Origin of the sequence: Scleromatobacter humisilvae (genome assembly GCF_023231945.1) — a bacterium.
GTDB classification, from domain to species: domain Bacteria; phylum Pseudomonadota; class Gammaproteobacteria; order Burkholderiales; family Burkholderiaceae_C; genus Scleromatobacter; species Scleromatobacter humisilvae.
Map to the genome: position 1 here is coordinate 102,540 of NZ_JAJLJH010000009.1, position 22,728 is coordinate 125,267.

Consider the following 22,728-nt stretch of genomic DNA (forward strand, 5'->3'; position numbering starts at 1 on the left):
CCTTCATACTGGCGAGCGAAACCATGCCCCTCGTGCCCAGCCACAACTCCTTCCCTCAGCGCAGCGCGCGCGGCTTCACGTTGATCGAGCTCATGCTGATCGTCCTGATCATGGGCGTGCTCGCCACGGTCGCCCTGCCGTTCTACAAGGGCTACCAGGAGCGGGTGCGCGTGCACCAGGCGGTGCTGGACATCACCGCGATGTCGGCCGCCGTGAACAACTACTGGATCGACAACCGCGGCTATCCGTCGTCGCTGTCGGACGTGGGCCTCGCCGGCAAGCTGGATCCGTGGGGCAATCCTTACGTCTACTACAACATCGACGCCAACGGCAAGGGCGGCGCGCGCAAGGACCACGCGCTCAATCCATTGAACACGGACTTCGACATCTACAGCTCGGGCGCGGACGGCCAGTCGAAGCCGCAGATCACCCAGAAGCTGAGCCTCGACGACGTCATCCGCGCGAGCAACGGCGGCTACATCGGGCTCGCCTCGGCGTTCTGATGTCGACCAAGCCGCTCCTCGCCTGGCACTGGCTGCGACGCCGGCTCGCCTGGCGCCTGTGCCTGCTGTTCGTGGCCGGCGCCCTGCTGCCGGTGGCCTTGTCGGACTGGCTGGTCATCACCGTGATGGACGGCGTGGCCAGCAAGCTCGACGGCGATCACCGCACGCAGGCCGTGCGCGCCGCCAGCCGCCAGGTGCTGGATCGCATCAAGCTTGGCGAGAGGGTGCTGCAATCGCTGGCGCAAGCCGGCAGCGTCGGCAGCGCGCCGGCGGGCTCGCCCTTGGCCCACGTCGGCTGCGTCGCGCCGGGCGAGACCGCCGCGGCGATCGCCGGCGATGCGGCGACGGTCGCGCAATGGCGAGCGCTGGACGCCCGCGCGCCGGCGCCGGATCATGCGCGCGTCGCGCTGGGCGCCGAGTCGCCGGTGCGCATCTTCGTCGCCGCGACGGCGTCCGACGGCCGCCTCTGCGTGGCCACGCTCGCCGAGGACTTTCTCTGGGAACCGCTGCGCAACAGCGGCGACGACGCCGCCTGGAGCGTGCGCGACCCGCAGGGCGACATCCTGGCCCAGGTGCGCGGCGCCGATGCCGAAGGCGCCGGCGAGCGCACCGACGAATGGCGGACCTACACCGCCCGGCTCTTCCTGGGCGGCGACGGTGTCGACCAGGAATGGACGTTCGCGCAATCGGCGCCGGCGCCGCGCGTGGACTGGCATCACCAGCCCGTGACGGCCTGGCTGGCGACCGTCGCGATCGCGACCCTGCTGATCGTCGGCCTGGTCGGACAAAGCCGGATCCGGCGTGCGCTGGCGCCGCTGGAACGCCTCACCGCCGGCACGCAGCGGCTGGCGCGCGGCGAGTCGAGGACGCGCGTCGAGGTGCGCGGCGACGACGAGATCGGCTCGCTGGCACTCGCCTTCAACGACATGGCCGCCAAGCTCGAGGAGCGCGCGGCGCTGCTGGAGCACCGCGCGGCGCACGACGATCTCACCGGGCTGGTCAACCGCTTCGGCCTGATGCGGATCCTCGAGTCGCTGCTTCGCCTGGACGGCGGCCGCGGCGAACTGGCCGTGCTGTTCATCGACCTGGACTTCTTCAAGGACGTCAACGACCGCCACGGCCACGCGGTTGGCGACCAGGTGCTGTGCCTCGCGGCGCGGCGGCTGACGGAAGTCGACGAGAACCTGGTCGTCGCGCGCAAAGGCGGCGACGAGTTCGTCGTGATCGTGCGCGGCTCCGCCGCCGAACCGCGCGCACGCGGCGTCGCGAGCGACATCCTGGCCACGCTGGCGCAGCCCTACGTGCTGCGGGACAGCAGCCACGTCTGCGGCGCCAGCATCGGCATCGCCCTGTGCCCGGCGCATGCGGACGCGGCCGAGGAGCTGCTGCGCTGCGCCGACATCGCGCTCTACGAATCGAAGCGCGCCGGCCGCGGCCGCTTCACCGTGTTCGATCCGGCGCTGGACGCCGGGATCCGGCGCCGCCACGACACGCTGGCCGCCCTGCGGCTCGGATTGGAGCGCCGGGAACTCGTCGTGCACTACCAGCCCCGGATCGATGCGCGCAGCGGCCGGATCGAATCCGCCGAGGCACTGGCCCGCTGGCAGCGCCCGGGCCACGGCCTCGTGCCGCCGAACGACTTCATCGAGCTGGCCGAGGCCTCGGGCCTCATCGCGGCCCTCGGCGAGGCGGTGCTCGACCAGGCGATGTCGCAGATGGCGCGCTGGACGCAGGCCGGCCTGCCGCTGAAGCGCGTCTCGGTCAACGTCTCGCCGCGCCAGTTCGAGAGCGGCGCCCTGCCCGACCAGGTGCGTGGCGCGCTGCGGCGGCACGCCGTCGATCCGTCCTGCCTGGAGCTCGAGGTGACCGAGAGCGTGCTCAGCGGCGACGTCACGCAGGTCACGCGGCAGCTCGACGGCCTGCGAGCGCTGGGCGTGACGGTGGCGATGGACGACTTCGGCACCGGCTACTCGTCGATGGCCTTGCTGCGCAGCCTGCCCATCGACGTCATGAAGATCGACCGCACCTTCGTGCGGGACCTGGAGACCGACCCGAACGCCGTGGCGATCGCGCACGCCATCGTCGCGCTGGGGCGATCGCTTTCGCTGCGCCTGGTGGCCGAGGGGATCGAGACGCCCGGCCAGGCCAGGCTGCTGCGCGAGATGGCTTGCGACGAGTTCCAGGGCTACCTGTTCGGCAAGCCGATGGCGGCGCCGGAGTTCGAGGCGCTGTTCACGGCCACCGAGCGCGGCTGAGCAGCGCCGCGCCGGGTTGCTCGCGTGGGCAGCGATGCCCCCTCAGGACTGGATGAAGGCCAGCAGGTCGGCGTTGATCACGTCCGCATGCGTCGTCGGCATGCCGTGCGGGAAGCCCGGGTAGGTCTTCAGCGTTCCCTGCCTCAGCAGCTTGACGGAGAGCGCGCCGGTGGCCTCGAACGGGCAGATCTGGTCGTCGAGTCCGTGCATGACCAGCACCGGGACATTGATGGCCTTCAGGTCGTCGTAGAACGGCGTCTCGGACAGCACCCGCACGCACTCGAAGTGCGCCTGCGCGCTGCCCATCATGCCCTGCCGCCACCAGTTCTCGCGGATGCCTTCGGAAACGACCGCCCCAGGCCGGTTGAAGCCGTAGAACGGGATGGTGATGTCCTTGTAGAACTGGGCCCGGTTCTCGGCGGTGCCCTTGCGGATGCCGTCGATCACCTCCATCGGAACGCCTTCGGGGTGCTCCGCCGTCTTCATGAACAGCGGCGGGATCGCGCTGATCAGCACCGCCTTCGAGGCGCGCCCGTCCGAGAACTTCGCCACGTAGCGAGCCACCTCGCCGCCGCCGGTCGAGTGGCCGATGTGGATCGCGTTCGTCAGCTCGAGCGCGGTGACCACGGCGGCGGCGTCGCTGGCGTAGGTGTCCATGTCGTGGCCCTTCGACGTCTGGGTCGAACGTCCGTGGCCGCGGCGATCGTGGGCGATGACGCGGTAGCCCTTGTTGACGAAGAACATCATCTGCGAGTCCCAGTCGTCCGCCGACAGCGGCCAGCCGTGGTGGAAGAACAGCGGCTGGCCGCTGCCCCAATCCTTGTAGAAGATCTGCGTGCCGTCCTTGGTCTTGACGAAGCTCATGGCTGCTCCTTGATGAACTGGAGTTGAGGAACACGCGCCCTTCGATGCGCCGCAGGACTGCGAGCCGCCGGCAGGGACACGGGGCACCGACGATGCGCCTTTTCCCGCGCGAGAGGCGCATCTCCGGGAGGCGTCCAGGGTCTCGCGAGCCCTGTCGCGCTCCGGCGCGATTCAGCCGGCGCTGGCGAACGCCGCGTCCATCATCGCCTGCGTGCCGCGGGAGAATTCCAGCGGACAGGGATAGGCCGCGCCGTCGAGCACCGCACGGTTGAACGCCGCGGCCTGGAGCTCGTAGTGGTTCACGGCCGGCCAGCGCTCGGTGTTGGTCGACGTGCCGCGGTGCAGCTCGAGCCGCGCCTCGCCGAAGACGCGCGCATTGAACGGCACGGGCAGGCGCAGCACGCCCTCGTCGCCGTGGAACGTGATCTCCTGGCGCGGATGCATCCGGATCGACGTGAAGTTGACGTAGTCGGCATCGCCGAACTTCGCGCTGATCGCGGCGTACACGTCCACGCCGTCCTCCCACTGGATGCGGGCCCGCACGTCGGTGCCTTCCAGGCCGGTGGCGAAACGGGCGCCGCCCAGGACGTAGACGCCGATGTCGCGCAGGCAGCCGCCGCCCATGTCGGCCCGGTTGCGGATGTTGCCGGGATCGCGGTTGTTGAACGAGAACGCGCCGTCGATGCGCCACAGCTTGCCGACCGCGCCGTCGGCCAGCAGCTGGCGCGCGCGCTGCCATTGCGGATGATGGACGATCATGAAGGCCTCGGCCGCCACGACGCCCGCCGCGTCGCGCGCGGCGATCAACCGGTCGAAGTCGCCGGCCTGCATCGCCATCGGCTTCTCGCACAGCACGTGCTTGCCGGCCTGCATGGCCTTGAGGCTCCATTCGACATGCAGCCCGTTCGGCAGCGGGATGTAGACGGCGTCGATCGCGGGATCGGCCAGCAGCGCGTCGAAGCTGTCATGCACGCGCAGGCCCGGCGCGAAGGCACGGAACGCGTCGGCCTTGGCCGGGTCCGACGTCGCCAGCGCCGCGACATGGCCGCCTGGCGCCAGCGTCAGCGCCGGCCCCATGAACTCGCGCGCGAACTTCGCGGCGCCCAGGATTCCCCAACGCACTTCCGACATGACCCGCGCCTCCCCGAACCGCTCGATCGGGCAGGATACCCTGGGGCATGCGGGCGCGCGGGCCTCGCGGCAAGAGCCCCTGGATCGCGCTAGTTGCTCGCGCCCGACGCCGGCAGCGGCGGCATCGACATGAAGCGGTCGACGCGCTTGTTGGCCTTGTTGTCGACCAGGAGCTTCCACATGCCGGAGGCGTCGTAGATCTGCTGCGCCTCGACGCGGCACTGCTTGACCATCGCGGCGTGGCGATCGGCCGGCCAGTCCTTCTGCTCGGCGCTGGCGGCCTTGAGCATCTCGCCGCCGCGCGGGTCGCGCAGGCCCTTCAGGTAGGCCTCGCCAACGTAGGCGAAGCCCAGCCTGGTGATGTCGAACAGCGCGGGACGCACGGTCTTGTCGCCGGCGCGGGCGCGGCCGACCAGCGCGTACTGGTCGACCTGCATCGCCGCGGCGCATTCGGAGGCGCGGTGGTAGAACGCCTCGTCCTGGGCGTCGTCGGCCCGCGCGGGCGAGGCCAGGCCGGCCAGCAGGGTCAGCGCCGTGGCGGCGATCGTGAGTCGGTGAGCGAGAAGCATCGGCGCATTGTGGCGGGAGTGGACGGGCTGCGCAGCAAGGCGCATGCCTCCTCAACGCAGCAGCGTCCACTTCTGATGACTGGCCGACGACGCCACGGTCTTCTCGATGAAGCGCACGCCACGCACGCCGTCCCCGATGCGCGGGTACTCGGCCTCCTGCGTCGTCGCCGCGCGACCGTGCGCCTCGCGCATCCGCAGGTCGGTCGCGACGCCCTGGTAAAGATTCGCGAAGGCCTCGATGAAGCCCTCCGGATGGCCCGGCGGCAGGCGGCAGGCGCGCCGCGCGGCTTCGCTGAGGCCGGGCGAATTGCGCGTCAGCGTGCGGCGCGGGCCATCGACCGGCGCGTGGATCAGCAGGTTGGGCTCCTCCTGGCGCCAGTCCAGCAGGCCGCGCTCGCCGATCACGCGCAGGCGCAGGTCGTTCTCGTGGCCGGCGGCGATCTGCGAGGCCGACATCACGCCGCGCGCGCCGCCGACGAAGCGCAGCAGCAGGCCGGCGTCGTCGTCGAGCCTGCGGCCCGCGCCGAAGGCGGTCAGGTCGGCGCACAGGCTCTCCATCTCGAGGCCGGTGACGGTCGCGACGAGGTTCTCCGCGTGCGAGCCGATGTCGGCCATGGCGCCGGCCGGGCCGCCGCGCGCCGGGTCCTTGCGCCATTCCGACTGCTTGTTGTCCGAGGACTCCAGCGCGCCCGCGAGCCAGCCCTGGTGATACTCGACGACCACCTTGCGCACCGCGCCGATCGCGCCGGCGCTTACCAGCTCGCGCGCCTCGCGCACCATCGGATAGCCGGTGTAGTTGTAGGTCACCGCGAACAGCGTGCCGCGCGCGGCGACGAGCGCGGCGAGATCCTCCGCCTGCGCCGTCGTGTGCACGAGCGGCTTGTCGCAGACGACGTGGAAGCCGGCGTCGACGAAGGCCCGCGCCGGCTCGTAGTGCAGGTGGTTGGGCGTGACGAGCACGACGATGTCCGCGCGCTGATCCCCGGGACGCGAGGTCTCGTCGGCCAGCAGCTCCTGCCACGTGCCGTGGTTGCGGTCGTCGGCCAGGCCGATGTCGCGGCCGGACTCGCGCGAGCGCTGCGGCGTCGACGACAGCGCGCCCGCCACCATCTCGTACTGGCCGTCGAGCGCCATCGCCGCGCGATGCACCGCGCCGATGAAGGCATCGCGCCCGCCGCCGACCATCGCGTAGCGCAGGCGGCGGGTCATCGCGCGCTCCCCGCCATGCCGCCCTGCTTCGATTTGTCAAAGACCGCGTCGAACGCGCCCTTTGCCGGCTCGAAGTCCAGCCGCCGGCAGAACGCGGCGCTCTCCGTCGCGCCGTGCACGCGATCCATGCGGCTGTCCTCCCATTCGACGGACAACGGGCCGGCGTAGCCGACGTCGTTCAACGCGACGATCAGCGACTCGAAGTCGATCATGCCGCGGCCGACGCTGCGGAAATCCCATGTGCGGCGCGCGTCGCCGAAGCTGGTGTGGCCGCCGAAGGTGCCCACTGTGCCGTCGCCCTTGCCCCACCACACGTCCTTCATGTGGGCGTTGAAGATTCGCTCGCCGAACTGGCGGATGAAGCGGATGTAGTCGACGCCCTGGTAGCCGAGATGGCTGGGGTCGAAGTTGAAGCCGAAGCGGCGATGGCCGCCGACCGCGGCGATCGCGCGTTCGGCGCTGGCGATGTCGAAGGCGATCTCGGTCGGATGCACCTCGAGTGCGAAGTCGACGCCGACCTCGTCGAAGACGTCCAGGATCGGCAGGAAGCGATTCGCGAAGTCGGCGAAGCCGGCGTCCCAGAACGCCTGCGTCGTCGGCGGGAACGCGTAGATCGCGTGCCAGATCGACGAGCCCGTGAAGCCCGTCACCGTCTTCACGCCGAAGGCCGCGGCGGCGCGCGCGGTGTCCTGCAGCTCGCGCGCGGCGCGCCGGCGCACGCCTTCCGGATCGCCGTCGCCCCACACGCGCGCCGGCAGGATGGACTCGTGGCGCTCGTCGATGCGGTCGCACACGGCCTGGCCGACCAGGTGGTTGCCGATCGCGAAGCACTGCAGGCCGTGCCCGTCCAGCAACGCGCGCTTGTCGCGCACATAGGCCGGCGAAGCGAGCGCCTGCGCGACGTCGAAGTGGTCGCCCCAGCACGCCAGCTCCAGGCCGTCGTAGCCCATCTTCCTGGCGAGCGGGGCCAGTTCGGCCAACGGAAGGTCGGCCCACTGGCCGGTGAAGAGCGTGATGGGGCGTGCCATGGCGAACCTCCGGTCAGAACGGACTGTCGGGGAAGTAGAAGTCCTTCGCGTTCGCCTTGGTGATCAGCACCGACGGGATGATCGTCTTGGCCGGCAGCTTCTCGCCCTTCAGGCGCGCCTCGGCCGTCATCTTGATCGCGTCGTAGATGAACTTCGGCGAGTACGACACGTTGGCCTGGATGCGCGGGTCGGTGCCGTCCTTGAGCGTCTTGATCATGCCCTTGGCGCCGGCGCCGCCGAACACGAGCTTGATGTCGGTGCGCTTGGCCTGGTCGATGGCCTTGAGCACGCCGACGGCCATGTCGTCGTCGGCCGCCCACACCGCGTCGATGTGCTTGAAGCGGGTGAGGAAGTCCTGCATGGTCTTGAACGCGTCGTCGCGGTTCCAGTTCGCGTACTTGGCGTCCAGCAGGTGGATGTCGGGGTAGTTCTTCATCACGCTGTTGAAGGCGTCCATGCGCTCGGTGTCCAGCGTCGTGGCGATGCCGCGCAGCGCGACGATGTCGCCCTTGCCGTTCAGCGCCTTGGCGATGTATTCCGCAGGCACCTTGCCGAACGCGGTGTTGTCGCCGGCGACGTAGGCGTCCTGGCCGCTCTCGTCGGTCAGGCCGCGGTCGACCACCGTCACGTAGACGCCCTTGCTGTGCACCTGCTCCACCGGCTTGGTCAGTGCGGCCGACTCGTGCGGGAAGATCACCAGCGCGTTGATCTTGTTGGCCGTCACCAGGTCCTGCAACTGGTTGGCCTGCTCGCCGGCGTTGGCCGACGTCTTCACCGTCACCTTGAGGTCGGGATATTTCTTCTCGAGCTCCTTCTTGGCCTCGTTGGCCCACCAGACGATGCCGCCGGTGAAGCCGTGGTCGGCCGACGGGATGGCCACGCCGAGGTTGACCTTGTCGGCCGCGAACGCGCCGGACGGCGCGGCCATCGCCACGGTGGCCGCGGCAAGAGCGAGGACGAGTCTGCGTTGGATCGGTTTCATGCGAGTCTCCTGGTTTTATGGAACGAACGACTGCGGCCTCGGCCGCGATGGAACCCTGCCTATTTCTTGCGCCGCTGCATGAACGCCACGACGATGATCGCCCCGCCCTGCACCGCCGCGTTCAGGTACACGCTGATGATGCTGGTGAGGTTGAGGATGTTGCTGATGACGGACAGCAGGATCGCGCCGATGACCGTGCCGGTGATGCTGCCCGCGCCGCCCTTGAGCGCGGTGCCGCCGACGATCACCGCGGCGATCGCCTCCAGCTCCCACAGCAGCCCGGTGGTCGGCGAGGCCGAGCCCAGGCGCGGCACGTACAGCAGCGTCGCGACGCCCACGCAGGCGCCCAGCAGCACGTAGGTCATCATCTTGGTGAAGTCGACATCGACCGCGGCGTAGCGCGCCACCTGCTCGTTGGAGCCGATCGCCTGCACGTAGCGACCGTAAGCGGTGCGGTTGAGGATCGCCGCGCCGAGCAAGGCCACGACGAGGAACACCCATACCGGCACCGGTATGCCCAGCACGGCGGCGTAGTAGACCGGCGCGTAGGCGTCGGCGAGATCGTTGTCGAGCGTGATGGCGCCGCCGTCCGACAGCCAGGTCAACGTCGCGCGGAAGATGCCGAGCGTGCCCAGCGTCACGATGAAGGGCTCGATGCGCCCGCGCGTGATCAGCAGCCCGTGCGCGAGACCGAACACCGCGCCCAGCAGCACGGCGAAGACGGCGCCCAGCACCACGGCGAGCCACGGCGCGACGTGGTGCGCGCCGAGCGCGTTCATCAGCAGGATGACGCCGCCGGCGATCAGCGCCGCCATCGAGCCCACCGACAGGTCGATGCCGCCGCTGATGATGACGAAGCACATGCCCACCGCGATGATGCCGATGAACGCCGTGCGCGTGAGCACGTTCATCGCGTTGTCGATGGTCGCGAAGTCGTGGTTCAGCACGAAGCCGGCGAGGCACAGCGCGAGCAGGCCGACGACCGGGCCGACCCCGTGCAGGCGCGCCCACGCGTGACGCGCCCGCGCGCCGGCGCTCGCGGCGGCTTCAGTGGAGTCCGGTGGCGTGGGCAATGAGGGCCTCTTCGGTGAGTTGGTCCGCGGCCAGCGTGGCCTGCAGCCTGCCGGCGCGCATCACGGCGATGCGGTGGCAGATGCCGATCAGCTCGATCAGCTCGGACGAGATGACGATGACGGCCTTGCCTTCGCGCGCCAGCCGCTGGATCAGGAAGTAGATGTCGCGCTTGGCGCCGACGTCGACGCCGCGCGTGGGCTCGTCCAGCACGATGACGCGCGGCGCCGGATGCAGCACCTTCGCGAGCGCGAGCTTCTGCTGGTTGCCGCCGGACAGCGACGACGCCGGGATGTCCAGCGAGCCCGTGCGGATGCCGAACTCGTCGACCGCCGTCTTCAACGCGGCGCGCTCCGCGGACGGATGCAGCCACGGGGTCGCGTAGCGCCGCAGCGCCATCAGCGTCAGGTTCTCGGCCAGGCCGAAGCGCACGTGCAGGCCCTTGCCCTTGCGATCCTCGCTGAGGTAGGTGAGCCCCAGCGCCGCGGCCTCGCGCGGGCTGCGGATGCGCGCCGCGCGGCCGGCGATCTCCAGCGACGCCACGTCGTGCCGCCGCAGTCCCAGCAGGCCCTCGAACATCTCGGTGCGGCCCGCGCCCACGAGCCCGGCGAAGCCGAGGATCTCGCCCGGCGCGACGTCGAAGTCGACCGCGTGCGCCCAGCCGGGCACGCTCAGGCCGCGCACGCGCAGCAGCGGCGCGGCGTCGGGCCGCGCGTCCTTGGCGGGATAGAGGTCGCTCAGCTCGCGGCCCACCATCAGGTTGGCCATCTGCCGGCGCGTGAGCTCGCTCGTGCGCTCGCGCGCGACGAAGCGGCCGTCGCGCATCACCACCACCTCGTCCGTGATGCGTTCGATCTCGTCGAGCTTGTGCGAGATGTAGACGACGGTCACGCCCTCGGCCTTCAGCTGCGCGATCAGCGCGAACAGGCGCTCGGTCTCGCCGGGCGTGAGCGTCGCGGTGGGCTCGTCCATCACCAGCACGCGCGCGTCGCGCTGCAGCGCCTTGGCGATCTCGACCAGCTGCTTCTCGGCGACGATCAGCTGGCGCACCGGCGTGTCGGGGCTGGCGTTCAGGCCGACCAGCTTCAGCACGCGCGCGGTCTCGGCGCGCATCGCGGCGTCGTCCAGCCACCAGCCGCGCGTGCGCTCGTGGCCGAGGAAGACGTTCTGCGCGATCGTGAGGTCTTCGGCCAGCGCGAACTCCTGGTGGATCATCACGATGCCGCGCGCCTCGGCCGCGCGCGGGCCATCGAACTTCACCGGCACGCCGTCGAGGCGCACGTCGCCGCACGTGGCCGGCTCGTAGCCCGAGAGGATCTTCATCAGCGTGCTCTTGCCGGCGCCGTTCTCGCCCAGCAGGCCGACGACGCGGCCAGGCGCGAGCTCGAAGCTGACGCCGTGCAGCACCTGTACCGAGCCGAACGCCTTGACGACGCCGTCGAAGCTCACGCTGACCCGGCGGTGGTCGGTCACAAGGCGACCCTCCGCCTGGCGGCTGCGGTGCGAGCTCCCTTCGGAGCGGCCGTGCGTACGCTCATGCGAGCACCTTCGCGCGGCCGCGCAGCGTTTCCTGCAGCGCGAGCACGCCCGCCCCGATCAGCCCGGCCTGGTCGCCCAGCGGCGTGTAGCCGACCTCGAGGTGCCGCGTCGACAGCGCCAGCGAGCGCTGGTACACGCACTGGCGCAGCGACGCGAGGAACAGCGGCCCGATGCGCGTGAGCCCGCCGCCGACGAACACGTGCGACGGGTTGAAGAAGTTGACGACCGAGGCCAGCATCTGGCCGATCTGCGTGCCTGCCCGCTGCACGATCTGGTTAGCGGTGGCGTCGCCCGCGCGGCTCGCGTTGCCGACGTCCTCGGGCGTCAGCATGCCGTTGGCGGCGAGGCGCTCGGCCAGCATCGCGCTCTGCCCGGCCTGCGCCGCGGACGTCGCCTCGCGCGCGATCGCCGGGCCGCCGGCCATCGTCTCGACGCAGCCGACGTTGCCGCAATGGCAGCGCGGCCCGGCCGGATCGACGCAGATGTGGCCGACGTCGCCCGCCGAGCCGTTCGCGCCGCGATAGACCTCGCCATGGCAGACGACACCACAGCCGATGCCCGTGCCGACCTTCAGCACGAGGAAGTTGGGCAGCTCGCGCTTGAGGCGCCAGAGTTCGGCCAGTGCCATCAGGTTGACGTCGTTGTCGACCCAGACCGGCGCCTCGTACTCGGCACGCAGGTCGTCGCGGATCGAGAAGCTGTCCCACTGCGGCATCAGCGGCGGCTCGACGAGCTGGCCCGTCGCGAAGTCCACCGGCCCGGGCACGCCCATGCCGATGGCCAGCACGTCGCGCGGCTTGAGCTTGCGGGCGGCGAGGACCTCGCGCATCAGCGCGCGGATGCGCGACAACACGAGACCTGGCCCGAGGCGCACGTCGATCGCCTCGCCGTGGCGCGCCAACACCTGCAGGTCCAGCGACAGGACGGCCACCTCGATGCTGGTCGCGCCCAGGTCGGCGCACAGCAGCACGCCCAACGCGGGATGCAGGCACAGGGTCTCGGCGCGACGACCGCCGGACGACTCGCGCTGCCCCGCGCGATCGAGCCAGCCCTGCTCCAGCATGCCGGCGATGACCGCGTTGGCATGCGTGCGCGAGAACGCGAGCCGCTGCGACAGGGCCTCGCGTGACGGCCCGTGCAGCCAGAAGACGCCCTCGAGCACGCTCAGTTCGTTCGTGGACAGCTGGGCCCATCGACTCATTCGGCTTGTCTCCATCCGTTCACGACCTCTTCGGGTCGATGGCGCGAATGTAGAGCGGCCACTTCGGCCGCACAAGAGTCGACTTCGACCTATTAAAGGCCGAAGTGGGTTTCCAGGAATCGGAAGTCCGGGTTTTGGAGGCGCCGGGGCGCCCCGCGCGTGCTCAGGTGCGCTTGCGCGCCCGCACGGCGACGATCCCGGCCAGGGCCAGGCCCATCATCGCCCACGACCCCGGCTCAGGCACCGAGTTCGCGAAGACAGCGTTGAGCGAGCCCGACTCCGTCACCGTTCCGCCGACAGTGACCGGAAAGCCTTCGAACTGGCCCGATTGCAGGCTCAGGTCGTAGAACGGAGACGGGCCGACGAAGAAGGTCGATCCGGCGGCCGTCAACGCGAAGGAGTCCTGCTGCCCGAACGAACCGCACAGGTTGGGCGCCGTGCAATTTTCCGAGCCGTTGCCCATCATGGCGGCCCCGGTGGCCAGCGTCGTGAGCGTGTCGCCGTTGGCAGCGATCGTGTACGAGCCGCCGGGCGAGGCCGGTGCCACGAACGAGGCGGCGGCGCCGTCGTCGTAGGTCAGGGTCAGGCTGCCACCCGGCGTCAGGGCGAACGTGGTGACCCCGCCGGACGTGCTGTAGGTGCCCGTGGCGTTCAGGATGGCCAGCAGCCCGTAGTTCACACCCAGGCCGGTCTGGCCGCCGTTCAGGCTGGTCGACAGCGCCGGGTCGGTGTCGTCGTGGTTGAAGCCCTGCGCGACGAAGTCGAGCGTGACGACGAAGGTGGTGGCGGAGGTGAAGGTCAGCTGCTCGTGGTACTGGCCGCTGATGTCGTTCGCCGTGAACGTGCCCAGCTTGCCGCCGCCGCCGAGCGCGGAAGTGTCGACCGTGAAGTCGGGGTAGACGGACGTCGCGGATGCCAGGCCAGAGACGACGGCCAGCGCCGCGGCGATCACCGAACGGGCAAAGGGAAACGATTTCATGATTTTGACTCCTCCTGGGCTACCACGGCGGGCAGCGGACGCGAACCCACGGCCGAGCAACAACACGTCGTCCGTGAAGAATGTCGCAATCATTACCGCAATTGGTGTCGCAAACCTGTCGTTCGCTCGTCCCCATGTGGCAAGAATCCCAGCGCGGAAGGTTCGACCAGGCGAAGCGGCCGACCCATGCGGGGTAGCCGCTCATCAATGAATTAGGGGGGTCCGCGGCGTAGAAGCCGACCGATCGCGGCCTCGTCCATCCCGATGCCGCGCAGGATCTCCGCGCCATGCTCCCCGCGCCCGGGCACGCCTCGGGGCGTGGCCGACGGCGTCGCCGAGAAGCGCGGCGCCGGCGCCGCCTGCAGCAGGCCGTCCAGATCGGCATAGACCTCGCGCGCGGCCAGGTGCGGGTGCGCGAGGGCCTCGCGCGGCGTCAGCACCGGCGCGAAGCAGGCGTCGCTGCCTTCGAGCAGCGCCGTCCAGTGCGCGCGCGGCTGCGTCGCGAACAGCGCGGCCAGCCGCTCGCGCAAGGCGGGCCAGCGGCGCGGGTCGTAGGCGTCGCGGAAGTCCGGGTCGTCGGCGAGGCCCAGCTTGGCGAACAACAGCGTGTTGAACTGCGGCTCCACAGCACCGACGCTGACGAACAGGCCGTCCGCGCAGGCGTAGCTGCCGTACCAGTGCGGGCCGTCGAGCAGGCCGCGGCCGCGCTCGAACGGCTGCTGGCCGGCGGCGTGCACGGACAGCAGCAGGTTCATCAGGTTGGCCGTGCCGTCGACGATGGCCGCGTCGACGACCTGGCCGACGCCCGTGCTGCGCGCCGACAGCAGCGCCGCGAGCACGCCCATCGCGAGATACAGCGCGCCGCCGCCGAGGTCGCCCACCAGCGTCGGCGGCGCCATCGGCGGTGCGCCCGGCGCACCCGAGAACCACAGCGCGCCGGACAGCGCGATGTAGTTGATGTCGTGCCCCGCTGCCTGCGCCAGCGGGCCGTCCTGGCCCCAGCCGGTCATGCGGCCGTAGACAAGCCGTGGATTGCGCGCGAGGCACGCGTCCGGGCCGAGGCCCAGGCGCTCCATCACGCCGGGCCGCATGCCTTCGATCAGCGCGTCGGCGCCATCGACCAGGCGCAGCAGCGCGTCCACTGCGGCCGCGTCCTTCAGGTCGAGCGCGATCGAGCGCTTGCCGCGATTGACGATGGCGTGCTTCCCGAGCGACAACGGGTCGCCGCCCTTGCCGCCGCCGCGTTCGACGAGCACGACGTCGGCGCCCATGTCGGCCAGCAGCATGCCGCAGAACGGCGCCGGGCCGAGGGCGGCGATCTCGATGACGCGAAGTCCGGACAGCACGCCCATTGCCGTGGCCTCAGGTCTTCGATTGGCGCGCGAGTGGCGCCCAGTGCAGCACGCCGAACAGCATCGCCAGCAGCACGCTCATCCCCATCGAGCCGCGGTAGCGATGCAGGAACCTGAACGCGTAGAGCAGTTCGAGCGCGTGCACGCCCAGCAAGGCGATGGTGACGATGGCCGCGATGGACGCAAGCGGCCCGTGGATCAGGCCGACCAGCGCGGCGAGGCCCAGCGCGTAGGCGACGAGGCAGGCGATCTTCATGGCGAGGGACATCCATTACTCCGAAGTGGGACGTGCGATCAGTCGGCGCGCGGTGTCGGCCAGCGCGTCAGGCTGCAGGGATTCGAGCTCGAGCCGGCTGGCGGCGTCGCCCGGCCCGAACTCGCGTGTCGTCGAGCGCAGGTAGGCCGGGTCGTAGTGCTGCGTCATCAGGCGTTCGAACAGCTCGTCGACACGGCCCGCGTCGGCGAGCGCCTGCCAGCGAGCCAGCTCCTCGCCGCCGACCAGCGGCTTGAGCGGCGCGAGCCGGGCGACCATCGCGCGCGGATCGGCCGCGAAGTGCGCGTAGTCCTCGCGGCACAGGCGCACGCGTTCGGCCATGGGCACGCTCAGGTGGAGCGTCGGCGCGCGTCGCATCGCGGCGGTGAGTTCCTCGGGCACCAGCAGCCGGCCGACCTTCCTGCTCTCGGCCTCGATCCACACCGGCCGGGCGGGATCGAAGCGGCGCAGCACGTCCAGCACGAGGCTGTCGAAGGTCTTCTGCGTGGGCTGCGGCTGGCCCGGCACGTCGCCCAGCAGCGAGCCCTTGTGGACGGCCAGGCCTTCGAGATCGAGCACCTGCTCGCCCTGGTGCGCGAGCTCCTGCAGCAGGCGCGTCTTGCCGCAGTTGGTCGGGCCGCACAGCACCCTGTACTGAAACCGCTGCGGCAGCGCGGCGAGCGACTCGCGCACCCAGGCGCGATAGCGCTTCCAGCCGCCGGGCACGACGTCGACCTGGAAGCCGATCAGCCGCAGGTTGCTCGCCCACAGCGCGCTGCGCTTGCCGCCGCGAAAGCAGTAGACAAGGAAGCGATCGCTCGGCTTGTAGCGCGAGATCAGGTCGGCCGTGTGGCGCGCCAGGTTGCGGAACGAATGCTGCGCGCCGATCAGGTAGGCCGCGTGCTGGTCCGTCTTGTACTGGATGCCGACCTCGGCGAACTCGGCGTCGTCGACCACCGGCAGGTTGACCGCGCCGGGTACGTGATCCTCGGCATATTCGTGCGGCGAGCGGGCGTCGATGATCAGCGCGTACTGGTCGAACGGCAGCGGGGCCAGCGACGAAGTGTCGACCGGCGGGGATTCGTTCGCGGGATGCATGGCGGACATTGTGCGTTCAATGCGCCTGCGCGCTGAGCGACCGGCGCGCCCAGCCGCTCAGCGCGTCGTCGCCCAGCACGAGCAGGGTCATCGCGACCAGCACGGTCGCGGCCTGCGCCTGCTGGAACAGCGACAGGTGGAAGTACAGCAACTGCCCCAGCCCGCCCGCGCCGACGAAGCCCAGGATCGTGGCCATGCGGATGTTCATCTCCCAGCGATACAGCACGTAGCCCAGGCACTGCGGCGCGATCAGCGGCAGCGTGCCGTGGACGAAGCGCGCGACCGCGCCGGCGCCGAGGTCGCGCAGCGCGGTCTCCGGCAGCGGCGACGCGTTCTCCAGGCTCTCGGCGAACAGCCGTCCCAGCACGCCCGTGGTGTGCAGGGCCAGCGCGAGCGTGCCCGCGAACGGGCCGAGCCCCGCGGCCAGCACCATCAGCGCGGCCCACACGAGCTCGGGCACGCTGCGCAGGCCGTTGAGCAGCGAACGCGCGAGCCACTTGGGCACCGCGCCGAAGCGTCCCGCGGCGGGCAGCGCAAGCACGCCGCCGACGATCGTCGGAATGAGCGTGCCCAGCAACGAGACCGCCAGCGTCTGCAGCGACGCGGCGCCGACCTGGCGCAGGAACGCGGGCGAGACGTCCGGCGGGAAGAACTCGACGACGAAGCGCGCCATGCGTCCCCGCGCCTCGGCCTCGAACAGGCCGCCGAAGTCCACCGCGAGGTAGCGGAAGCTCGCGACGACCGCGATGGCGATCGCGGCCACGCAGGCGAGGCCGGCGAGGCCGTGGCCGCGCTGCGCCGTCATGCCAGCACCTTGCGCAGCAGCGCGCTGATCGCGTCGGCCAGCATCACGAGGGCCAGGAAGACCAGCGAGATGCTGCTGACCTGGCCCGGCGCAAAGCCCTTCACCGCGAGATCGACCAGCTGCCCCAGGCCGCCGGCGCCGACGAAGCCCATCACGACGGCGGCGCGGATCGCGCACTCCCAGCGATAGACCGTGTACGACACCAGTTCCTCGGCCGCCAGCGGCAGCAGCCCGAAGCACAGCGCCGCGACGCGTCCGCTGCCGGCCTGCAGCAACGCACGCGCGGGCCGCACGTCCGCGGACTCGAGGATCTCGGCGTAGACCTTGGCCAGCATGCCGCCGTAGGTGATCGCCAGCGCCAGCACGCCCGCGGCCGGCCCGAGGCCCGAGGCGCGCACGAACAGCAGCGCCCACACGATCTCGGGGATCGAGCGCAGCAGCACCATCAGCGTTCGCACGCCCTGGCGCAGCGCGCGCCCGCGCCAGCGTCCGCTCGCCGGGCCGATGGCGGCGATCGACAGCGAGCGCGTCGCGACGAAGGCCAGCGGCAGCGCGACCACGAACGCGAGCGCGACACCCGCGGTGGCGATGGCCAGCGTCTGCAGCGTCGCGGCCAGCAGCTCGTGCAGGAACTCGGCGTCGATCGCGGGCGGCAGGAAGCCGCGGACGAAGTTGCCCATCACGCGGGCGTTGGCAGGATCGAAGAGCACGGCCGGATGGAACTCCGCCAGCCGCGCCAAGGGCCACAGCAGGACCAGGGCTGTGATGGCCCACGCCAGGCGGCGGCCGGCCAGCGGATCGCGCGTCGCCGCGGCCACGTTCATGCCGAGCCCAGCGGCAGCGTGAAGTGCGGCAGCGACTCGACCGGCCGCTCGGGCTCGGCCGCCACCTCGTCCGCGTACAGCGTCGCCAGACGTTCGGGCGTGACCTCGGCCGCTGGCAGGTCGAACATCACGACGCCCTCGCGCACGCCGACGATGCGCGGAAACCAGCGCAGCGCCAGCTCCACCGCGTGCAGCGACGCGACGAACGTGGCGCCCGCCGCGGTGCTGTAGCCGACCAGCTCGCGCAGCACGGCGTCGGCGGTCGTGTTGTCCAACGCAGAGACCGGTTCGTCGGCCAGCAGCAGCGACGGCGACTGGTACAAGGTGCGCGCGACGGCCACGCGCTGCAGCTGGCCGCCGGACAGCTGGTCGCAGCGGTCGAACAGGCGCTCGGCCAGCCCCACGCGCGCGAGCGCGTCACGCGCGCCCGCGGCGTCGACCGGCAGCAGCCACGAGCGCAGCGCGCGGCCCAGGCCCCACTGGCCGAGACGGCCGGCCAGCACCGCGCTCACCACGCGCAGCCGCGGCGGGATCGGAGGCGCCTGGTGCACGAAGCCGATGCGCGCGCGCAGCGCTCTCAGCGCGCGCGCCGCGAGCGTCCAAGGCTGGGCATCGAGCAGCGTCACGCGGCCCTCGGTCGGCCGCAGCGCCGCGCCCGCCACGCGCAGCAGCGTCGTCTTGCCGGCGCCCGAGGGCCCGATCAGCGCGACGCGCTCGCCCGCGGCCACGTGCAGGTCGACCGCCGCGAGGGCGCGCCGGCCGTTGGCGTGCACGACGCCGACCTGGTCCAGGCGCAGGCTCATCGGCCCTTACTTGATGAGGCCGGCCGACTTGCCGGCCGCCTCGATGCCGTCGTAGTTCGACACCTTGGTCGGGATGAACCTCGACGCGCGCTGCAGGTCGAGGATCTCCTTGTCGGCCGGCTTCGAAGGATCGAGCGCGAGGAAGGCGTCGGTCAGCTTCTTCGTGAGCGCCGGGTCGAGGCCGGGGCGCACCGTCCAGTTGTAGTCGAAGAACGGCGGCGTCGTGGCGAGCACGCGCACCTTGGCCGCATTGGGGTTCTTCGCCTCGACCAGCTTGTCCATCACGGACGCGTTGAGGGCGCCCGCCTCGGCACGGCCCGACGCGACGAAGGCGACGGTGGCGTCGTGCGCGCCCGAGAACGCGACCGTCTTGAAGTCGCGTTCCGGCACGATGCCCTGCTGCTCCAGGAAATGGCGCGGCATCAGGCTGCCCGACGTGGACGAGGGCGCGCCGAAGACGAAGGTGTGGCCCTTCAGGTCGCCGACGGTCTTGATCGGGCTGTCGATCGGCACGATGAACCTGGACGTGAACTTCTCGTCCTCGGCGCGCTGCACGATGGGCACGGCCTGCCCCTCGGTGCGCAGCTTCGCCTGCACGAAGGTGAAGCCGCCCAGCCACGCGAGGTCGATCTTCTTCGACGCCAGGCCCTCGACGACGGCGGCGTAGTCGGTCACCGGCGTGAACTGCACGTCCATGCCCGTCTTCGCCTTCAGGTACTCGCCCAGCGGCTTGAACTTGCGCTGCAGCTCGCTCGGCGCCTCATCGGGGATCGCGGAGACGCGCAGCACGTTGGCCTGGGCATGCACGGCGGGCGCGCCCAGCAGCGAGACGCCGGCCAACGACAGCGCGGCGAGCGACTGCAGCAACGAACGGCGTTGGCGCGAGGACGGGGAAACGTTCGGCAGGTTCATGGCGATCCGGTGAGAATGGGTGCCGGTGGCGACTCGCCGCCGGTGCAACCCCGCATTTTGCCCGTTCGAACCGCGACCGCCGACCATGACCGCTGCCCCGCCCGCCCCGCTCCGTCTCACCAGCTTCTCGCACGGCGGCGGCTGCGGCTGCAAGATCGCGCCGGGCGTGCTGTCCGACATCCTCAAATCCAGCGCGCCCGGTTTCCTGCCGCCGCAGCTGATGGTGGGCATCGAGACGGCCGACGACGCCGCGGTGTGGAAGCTCAACGACTCGCAGGCGCTCATCGCGACGACCGACTTCTTCATGCCCATCGTCGACGATCCGTTCGACTTCGGACGCATTGCCGCGACCAACGCGATCAGCGACGTCTACGCGATGGGCGGCACGCCGATCATGGCGCTGGCCATCGTCGCGATGCCGATCGCGCAGCTGCCGGTCGACGTGATCGGCCGCGTGCTCGCCGGCGGCAACGCCGTCTGCGCCGAGGCCGGGATCCCGATCGCGGGCGGCCACACGATCGACTCGGTCGAGCCGATCTACGGGCTCGTCGTGATGGGCCTGGTGCATCCCGACCGCGTCCGCCGCAACTCCGACGCGCGCGCCGGCGACGTGCTGGTGCTGGGCAAGCCGCTGGGCGTCGGCGTGCTGTCCGCCGCGCTGAAGAAGGGCCGGCTCGACGACGCCGGCTACGCGCGCCTGATCGCGACCACCACGCGCCTGAACAAGCCGGGCGCGAAGCTGGCCGAACTGGACGGCGTCCACGCGATCACCGACGTCACCGGCTTCGGCCTCGCGGGCCACACGCTCGAGATGGCGCGCGGCGCGGGACTGCGGGCGCGGGTCGACTGGTCGGCCGTGCCGTTGATCGACGGCGTCGAGGCGCTGGCGCGCGAGGGCTTCGTCACCGGGGCGTCGGGCCGCAACTGGGCGGGCTATGGCGCCGAGGTGCAACTGGGCGCGGCGCTGCCGCCGCACGCGCGCGACCTGCTGACCGACCCGCAGACCTCGGGCGGCCTGCTCGTGTCGTGCAGTCCCGCCGCGCTCGACGACGTGCTGGCCTGCCTGCGCGACGGCGGCTTCGGCGACGCCGCCGTGATCGGCCGCATGCTGGACGGCGCGCCGGGGCTGCAGGTCGAGGCCTGAGCGCGCCCCTGCGCCGGTAACATTTGCGCACAAACACGGGCGGACCGTGCGAAAGCACCGGTGCGATGCTCGAAGGACGCGATCGCGTGACGAAAGAATCGGGTCGGGCAGACACGGCTCGGCACTGTCACCATCGCGACAACGACCACCATGAGCAGGGACCGCCTCTTGCGACGCCGCGCACGCGTCGCCCGACCACGCAACGCGCTGCGGCGCACGGCCACGGCCGCCGCATGGCTGCTGGCCCTGGCCACGGCATCGGCCTCGGAACTGGCGACGGCCGTCGATCGCCTGGTCGTGCAGGGCTACGAGGATCCGCAAGGCGCCCGGGCCGGGCTGCAGGCGCTGCAGGCCGCGACGACGCCGGCCACGCCCGACGACACGCGTGCCCTGCTGGTCGGCTTCGGCCTCGTGGCCGCCGACAGCTACCTGCCCAAGGAGACCGCCGCGGCGGCCCAGGCCTTGCGCGCGCTGGCCGCGACCGCCGGCCCCATCGCCGAGGCGGACGCCCACCTGGTCAACGCCGACCTCGAATTCGGCGGGCGGCAGGAGGAGAACGGCAACGTCGAGGCGCGCGCCGCGGTCGCCGGTTATTCGCCGTACTGCGACTCGAAGGATCCCGCGCTGGCCGCGCAGTGCGACCGCTTCAACTGGTTCTACGCGCTGCTGTTCGCGGCCTACGGCGCGCAGGGCGAGCGCAACACGGCGGCCGCCGGGATCTACCTGCACATGGCGCTGGACGCCGCGGTGCAGTCGGGCAGCCGGCGGCTCGAGACCAAGGCCACCGCGATCCTCGCCTCGCTGGCGCAGGACGACAAGGACGCCGAGCTGGCCGAACGCCTCATCGCGCGGGCCCATGAACTCGCCGAGGCGGAGGCCGACCCGGCGCTCAAGGCCTACGTCATGTCGTTCACGGGCGACGTCCTCGACAGCCGCGAGCAGTACGAGGCCGCGCGCGCCGCCTACCGCGACGCCATGACGATCGCCCAGGCCGCCGGGCTGCAGCGCCGCGCGACGCAGTACGCGATATCGCTCGGCGCCGAGGAGCTTCGCCTCGACCATCCCACCGAGACGCTGGCCGCGCTGGACCGCGCCAAGCCCTTCCTCGCGACGCACAACGAGCCCGCGCTGGAACGCGAGCGCCTGCGCGACGAGACGCTCGCGCTGCTGGCGCTGGGGCGCGTCGCCGAGGCCAAGGCGAAGCTGGCCGAGGTGCTGGCGCGCTACGACAGCGAGACCGGCCCGAACGCGCGCATCGGCGTGCTGCGCGACCTCGGCCCCGCCCTGGCCCACGCGGGCGACCGCGCCGGCGCGCTGGAGCTCTACACGCGCGAGCAACGCCTGCTGCAGGCGCGCAACGACACGCGCTACGACCGCGACATGCAGGACGTCCAGAAGCTGATCAAGGACGAGAACGAACGCCTGCAGGCGCAGCGCGCGGCCCGCTGGAGCGGCGCCGCGGTCGCGGGCGTGCTGCTGGCGCTGGTCATCGGCTTCGTCGCCCGCCGCCAGATCGCGCGCAACCGCCAGCTCGCGAGCCGCAACGACGCGCTGCGGCTGCAGGTCGAGCACGATCCGCTGACTGGCCTGGCCAATCGCGCGCACCTGCAGGCGCGCGTGGCCGCGGCCGGCGCGCCGTTCGAGGGCGCGCTGTTCCTGATCGACGCCGACCACTTCAAGGCCATCAACGACCGCTACGGCCACGCGGCCGGCGACAGCGTGCTCGTCGCGATCGCGCGCCGCCTCGAGGCCGTGCTGCGCGAGCGCGACGTGGTCGTGCGCTGGGGCGGCGAGGAATTCCTGGTGATGGTCGAGGCGATGCCCGTCGCCGAGGCGGTCGTGCTGGCGCAGCGCCTGATGCACGCGTTCGTCGACAGCCCGGTGGTCGCGGACGGCCAGGAGATCGCGATCTCCGCGTCGATCGGCTTCGCCGTCTTCCCGCTGCACGGCACCCCGCCCGGCCTCGCGTTCGACGCCGCCTTCGCGCTCGTCGACGCCGCGATGTACCACTCGAAGAATCAGGGCCGCGACTGCGCCACGTGCATCCGGTCGCTCGATCCGGTGCTGCCGCTGGACATCTCGTCGCTGCCCGCCACGCTGGCGCAGGCCGCCGCCGACGGCCGCGCGATCCTCGACGTGCATCGGCCCGCGGAGACGGCTTCGCCGACCTGAATTCCGGAGGAGCGATGTCGATGGCGTCCGGATC

21 protein-coding genes are annotated in these 22,728 nt (G+C 71.2%); 4 read left to right on the plus strand and 17 right to left on the minus strand.

From position 1 onward, the window contains the following. Positions 1-23: 23 nt before the first annotated feature. Positions 24-503 (plus strand): type IV pilin protein, encoded by a 480-nt coding sequence (locus tag LPC04_RS22925; protein WP_275684626.1) that lies wholly within the window; start codon positions 24-26, stop codon positions 501-503. Further along, positions 503-2,758: a putative bifunctional diguanylate cyclase/phosphodiesterase gene (locus LPC04_RS22930; RefSeq protein ID WP_275684627.1), complete on the plus strand. Its 2,256-nt coding sequence runs from the start codon at positions 503-505 to the stop codon at positions 2,756-2,758. The genes LPC04_RS22925 and LPC04_RS22930 overlap by 1 nt, the downstream gene beginning before the upstream one ends. 42 nt (positions 2,759-2,800) lie before the next feature. On the opposite strand, the gene LPC04_RS22935 is transcribed toward LPC04_RS22930, so the two are convergent. From LPC04_RS22935 to LPC04_RS23015, 17 genes are all read right to left on the minus strand, one after another. Next, a complete protein-coding gene (locus LPC04_RS22935; protein ID WP_275684628.1) occupies positions 2,801-3,622 on the minus strand; it encodes an alpha/beta fold hydrolase in 822 nt (273 codons plus the stop codon). Positions 3,623-3,793: 171 nt separating this feature from the next. Further along, positions 3,794-4,753 (minus strand): Gfo/Idh/MocA family protein, encoded by a 960-nt coding sequence (locus tag LPC04_RS22940; RefSeq protein WP_275684629.1) that lies wholly within the window; start codon positions 4,751-4,753, stop codon positions 3,794-3,796. An 89-nt stretch (positions 4,754-4,842) separates the two neighbouring features. Continuing rightward, positions 4,843-5,322, minus strand: coding sequence for a hypothetical protein (locus LPC04_RS22945; RefSeq protein ID WP_275684630.1), 480 nt, complete (start codon positions 5,320-5,322; stop codon positions 4,843-4,845). A gap of 51 nt (positions 5,323-5,373) precedes the next feature. Further along, positions 5,374-6,531: a Gfo/Idh/MocA family protein gene (locus LPC04_RS22950; protein ID WP_275684631.1), complete on the minus strand. Its 1,158-nt coding sequence runs from the start codon at positions 6,529-6,531 to the stop codon at positions 5,374-5,376. Then, positions 6,528-7,559 (minus strand): sugar phosphate isomerase/epimerase family protein, encoded by a 1,032-nt coding sequence (locus LPC04_RS22955; protein ID WP_275684632.1) that lies wholly within the window; start codon positions 7,557-7,559, stop codon positions 6,528-6,530. The genes LPC04_RS22950 and LPC04_RS22955 overlap by 4 nt, the downstream gene beginning before the upstream one ends. Positions 7,560-7,572: 13 nt before the next feature. Continuing rightward, entirely contained in the window at positions 7,573-8,487 is a 915-nt protein-coding gene (locus LPC04_RS22960) for a substrate-binding domain-containing protein (protein ID WP_275684736.1), read from the minus strand. A gap of 113 nt (positions 8,488-8,600) precedes the next feature. Then, positions 8,601-9,614: an ABC transporter permease gene (locus tag LPC04_RS22965; RefSeq protein ID WP_420854761.1), complete on the minus strand. Its 1,014-nt coding sequence runs from the start codon at positions 9,612-9,614 to the stop codon at positions 8,601-8,603. Further along, the gene (locus LPC04_RS22970; RefSeq protein WP_275684633.1) at positions 9,589-11,085 is read right to left on the minus strand and encodes a sugar ABC transporter ATP-binding protein; all 1,497 of its coding nucleotides are present in this window, start codon (positions 11,083-11,085) and stop codon (positions 9,589-9,591) included. The genes LPC04_RS22965 and LPC04_RS22970 overlap by 26 nt, the downstream gene beginning before the upstream one ends. A gap of 61 nt (positions 11,086-11,146) precedes the next feature. Continuing rightward, positions 11,147-12,352, minus strand: a complete 1,206-nt coding sequence (locus tag LPC04_RS22975) for an ROK family protein (protein ID WP_275684634.1) — start codon at positions 12,350-12,352, stop codon at positions 11,147-11,149. A 163-nt stretch (positions 12,353-12,515) separates the two neighbouring features. After that, entirely contained in the window at positions 12,516-13,331 is an 816-nt protein-coding gene (pepA, locus tag LPC04_RS22980; RefSeq protein ID WP_275684635.1) for a flocculation-associated PEP-CTERM protein PepA, read from the minus strand. Between the two features lie 212 nt (positions 13,332-13,543). Continuing rightward, positions 13,544-14,683, minus strand: a complete 1,140-nt coding sequence (locus LPC04_RS22985; RefSeq protein ID WP_275684636.1) for a CaiB/BaiF CoA transferase family protein — start codon at positions 14,681-14,683, stop codon at positions 13,544-13,546. 10 nt (positions 14,684-14,693) lie between these two features. Beyond that, the gene (locus LPC04_RS22990) at positions 14,694-14,951 is read right to left on the minus strand and encodes a hypothetical protein (protein WP_275684637.1); all 258 of its coding nucleotides are present in this window, start codon (positions 14,949-14,951) and stop codon (positions 14,694-14,696) included. A gap of 3 nt (positions 14,952-14,954) precedes the next feature. Continuing rightward, positions 14,955-16,034, minus strand: a complete 1,080-nt coding sequence (mnmH, locus tag LPC04_RS22995; protein WP_275684638.1) for a tRNA 2-selenouridine(34) synthase MnmH — start codon at positions 16,032-16,034, stop codon at positions 14,955-14,957. 16 nt (positions 16,035-16,050) lie between these two features. Then, the gene (gene phnE, locus LPC04_RS23000) at positions 16,051-16,839 is read right to left on the minus strand and encodes a phosphonate ABC transporter, permease protein PhnE (RefSeq protein WP_275684639.1); all 789 of its coding nucleotides are present in this window, start codon (positions 16,837-16,839) and stop codon (positions 16,051-16,053) included. Next, on the minus strand, positions 16,836-17,663 hold the full coding sequence (locus LPC04_RS23005; protein WP_275684640.1) for a PhnE/PtxC family ABC transporter permease: 828 nt from the start codon (positions 17,661-17,663) through the stop codon (positions 16,836-16,838). The genes phnE and LPC04_RS23005 overlap by 4 nt, the downstream gene beginning before the upstream one ends. After that, on the minus strand, positions 17,660-18,466 hold the full coding sequence (locus LPC04_RS23010) for a phosphonate ABC transporter ATP-binding protein (RefSeq protein ID WP_275684641.1): 807 nt from the start codon (positions 18,464-18,466) through the stop codon (positions 17,660-17,662). The genes LPC04_RS23005 and LPC04_RS23010 overlap by 4 nt, the downstream gene beginning before the upstream one ends. A 6-nt stretch (positions 18,467-18,472) precedes the next feature. After that, positions 18,473-19,378 carry a putative selenate ABC transporter substrate-binding protein gene (locus LPC04_RS23015; RefSeq protein ID WP_275684642.1) on the minus strand — a complete coding sequence of 302 codons (906 nt, stop codon included), beginning with the start codon at positions 19,376-19,378 and terminating at the stop codon, positions 18,473-18,475. An 85-nt stretch (positions 19,379-19,463) separates the two neighbouring features. Here LPC04_RS23015 and selD point away from each other — a divergent pair, with 85 nt between their 5' ends. Further along, positions 19,464-20,522 (plus strand): selenide, water dikinase SelD, encoded by a 1,059-nt coding sequence (selD, locus tag LPC04_RS23020; RefSeq protein ID WP_275684643.1) that lies wholly within the window; start codon positions 19,464-19,466, stop codon positions 20,520-20,522. 150 nt (positions 20,523-20,672) lie between these two features. Further along, positions 20,673-22,694, plus strand: a complete 2,022-nt coding sequence (locus LPC04_RS23025) for a GGDEF domain-containing protein (protein WP_275684644.1) — start codon at positions 20,673-20,675, stop codon at positions 22,692-22,694. Positions 22,695-22,728 lie beyond the last annotated feature (34 nt).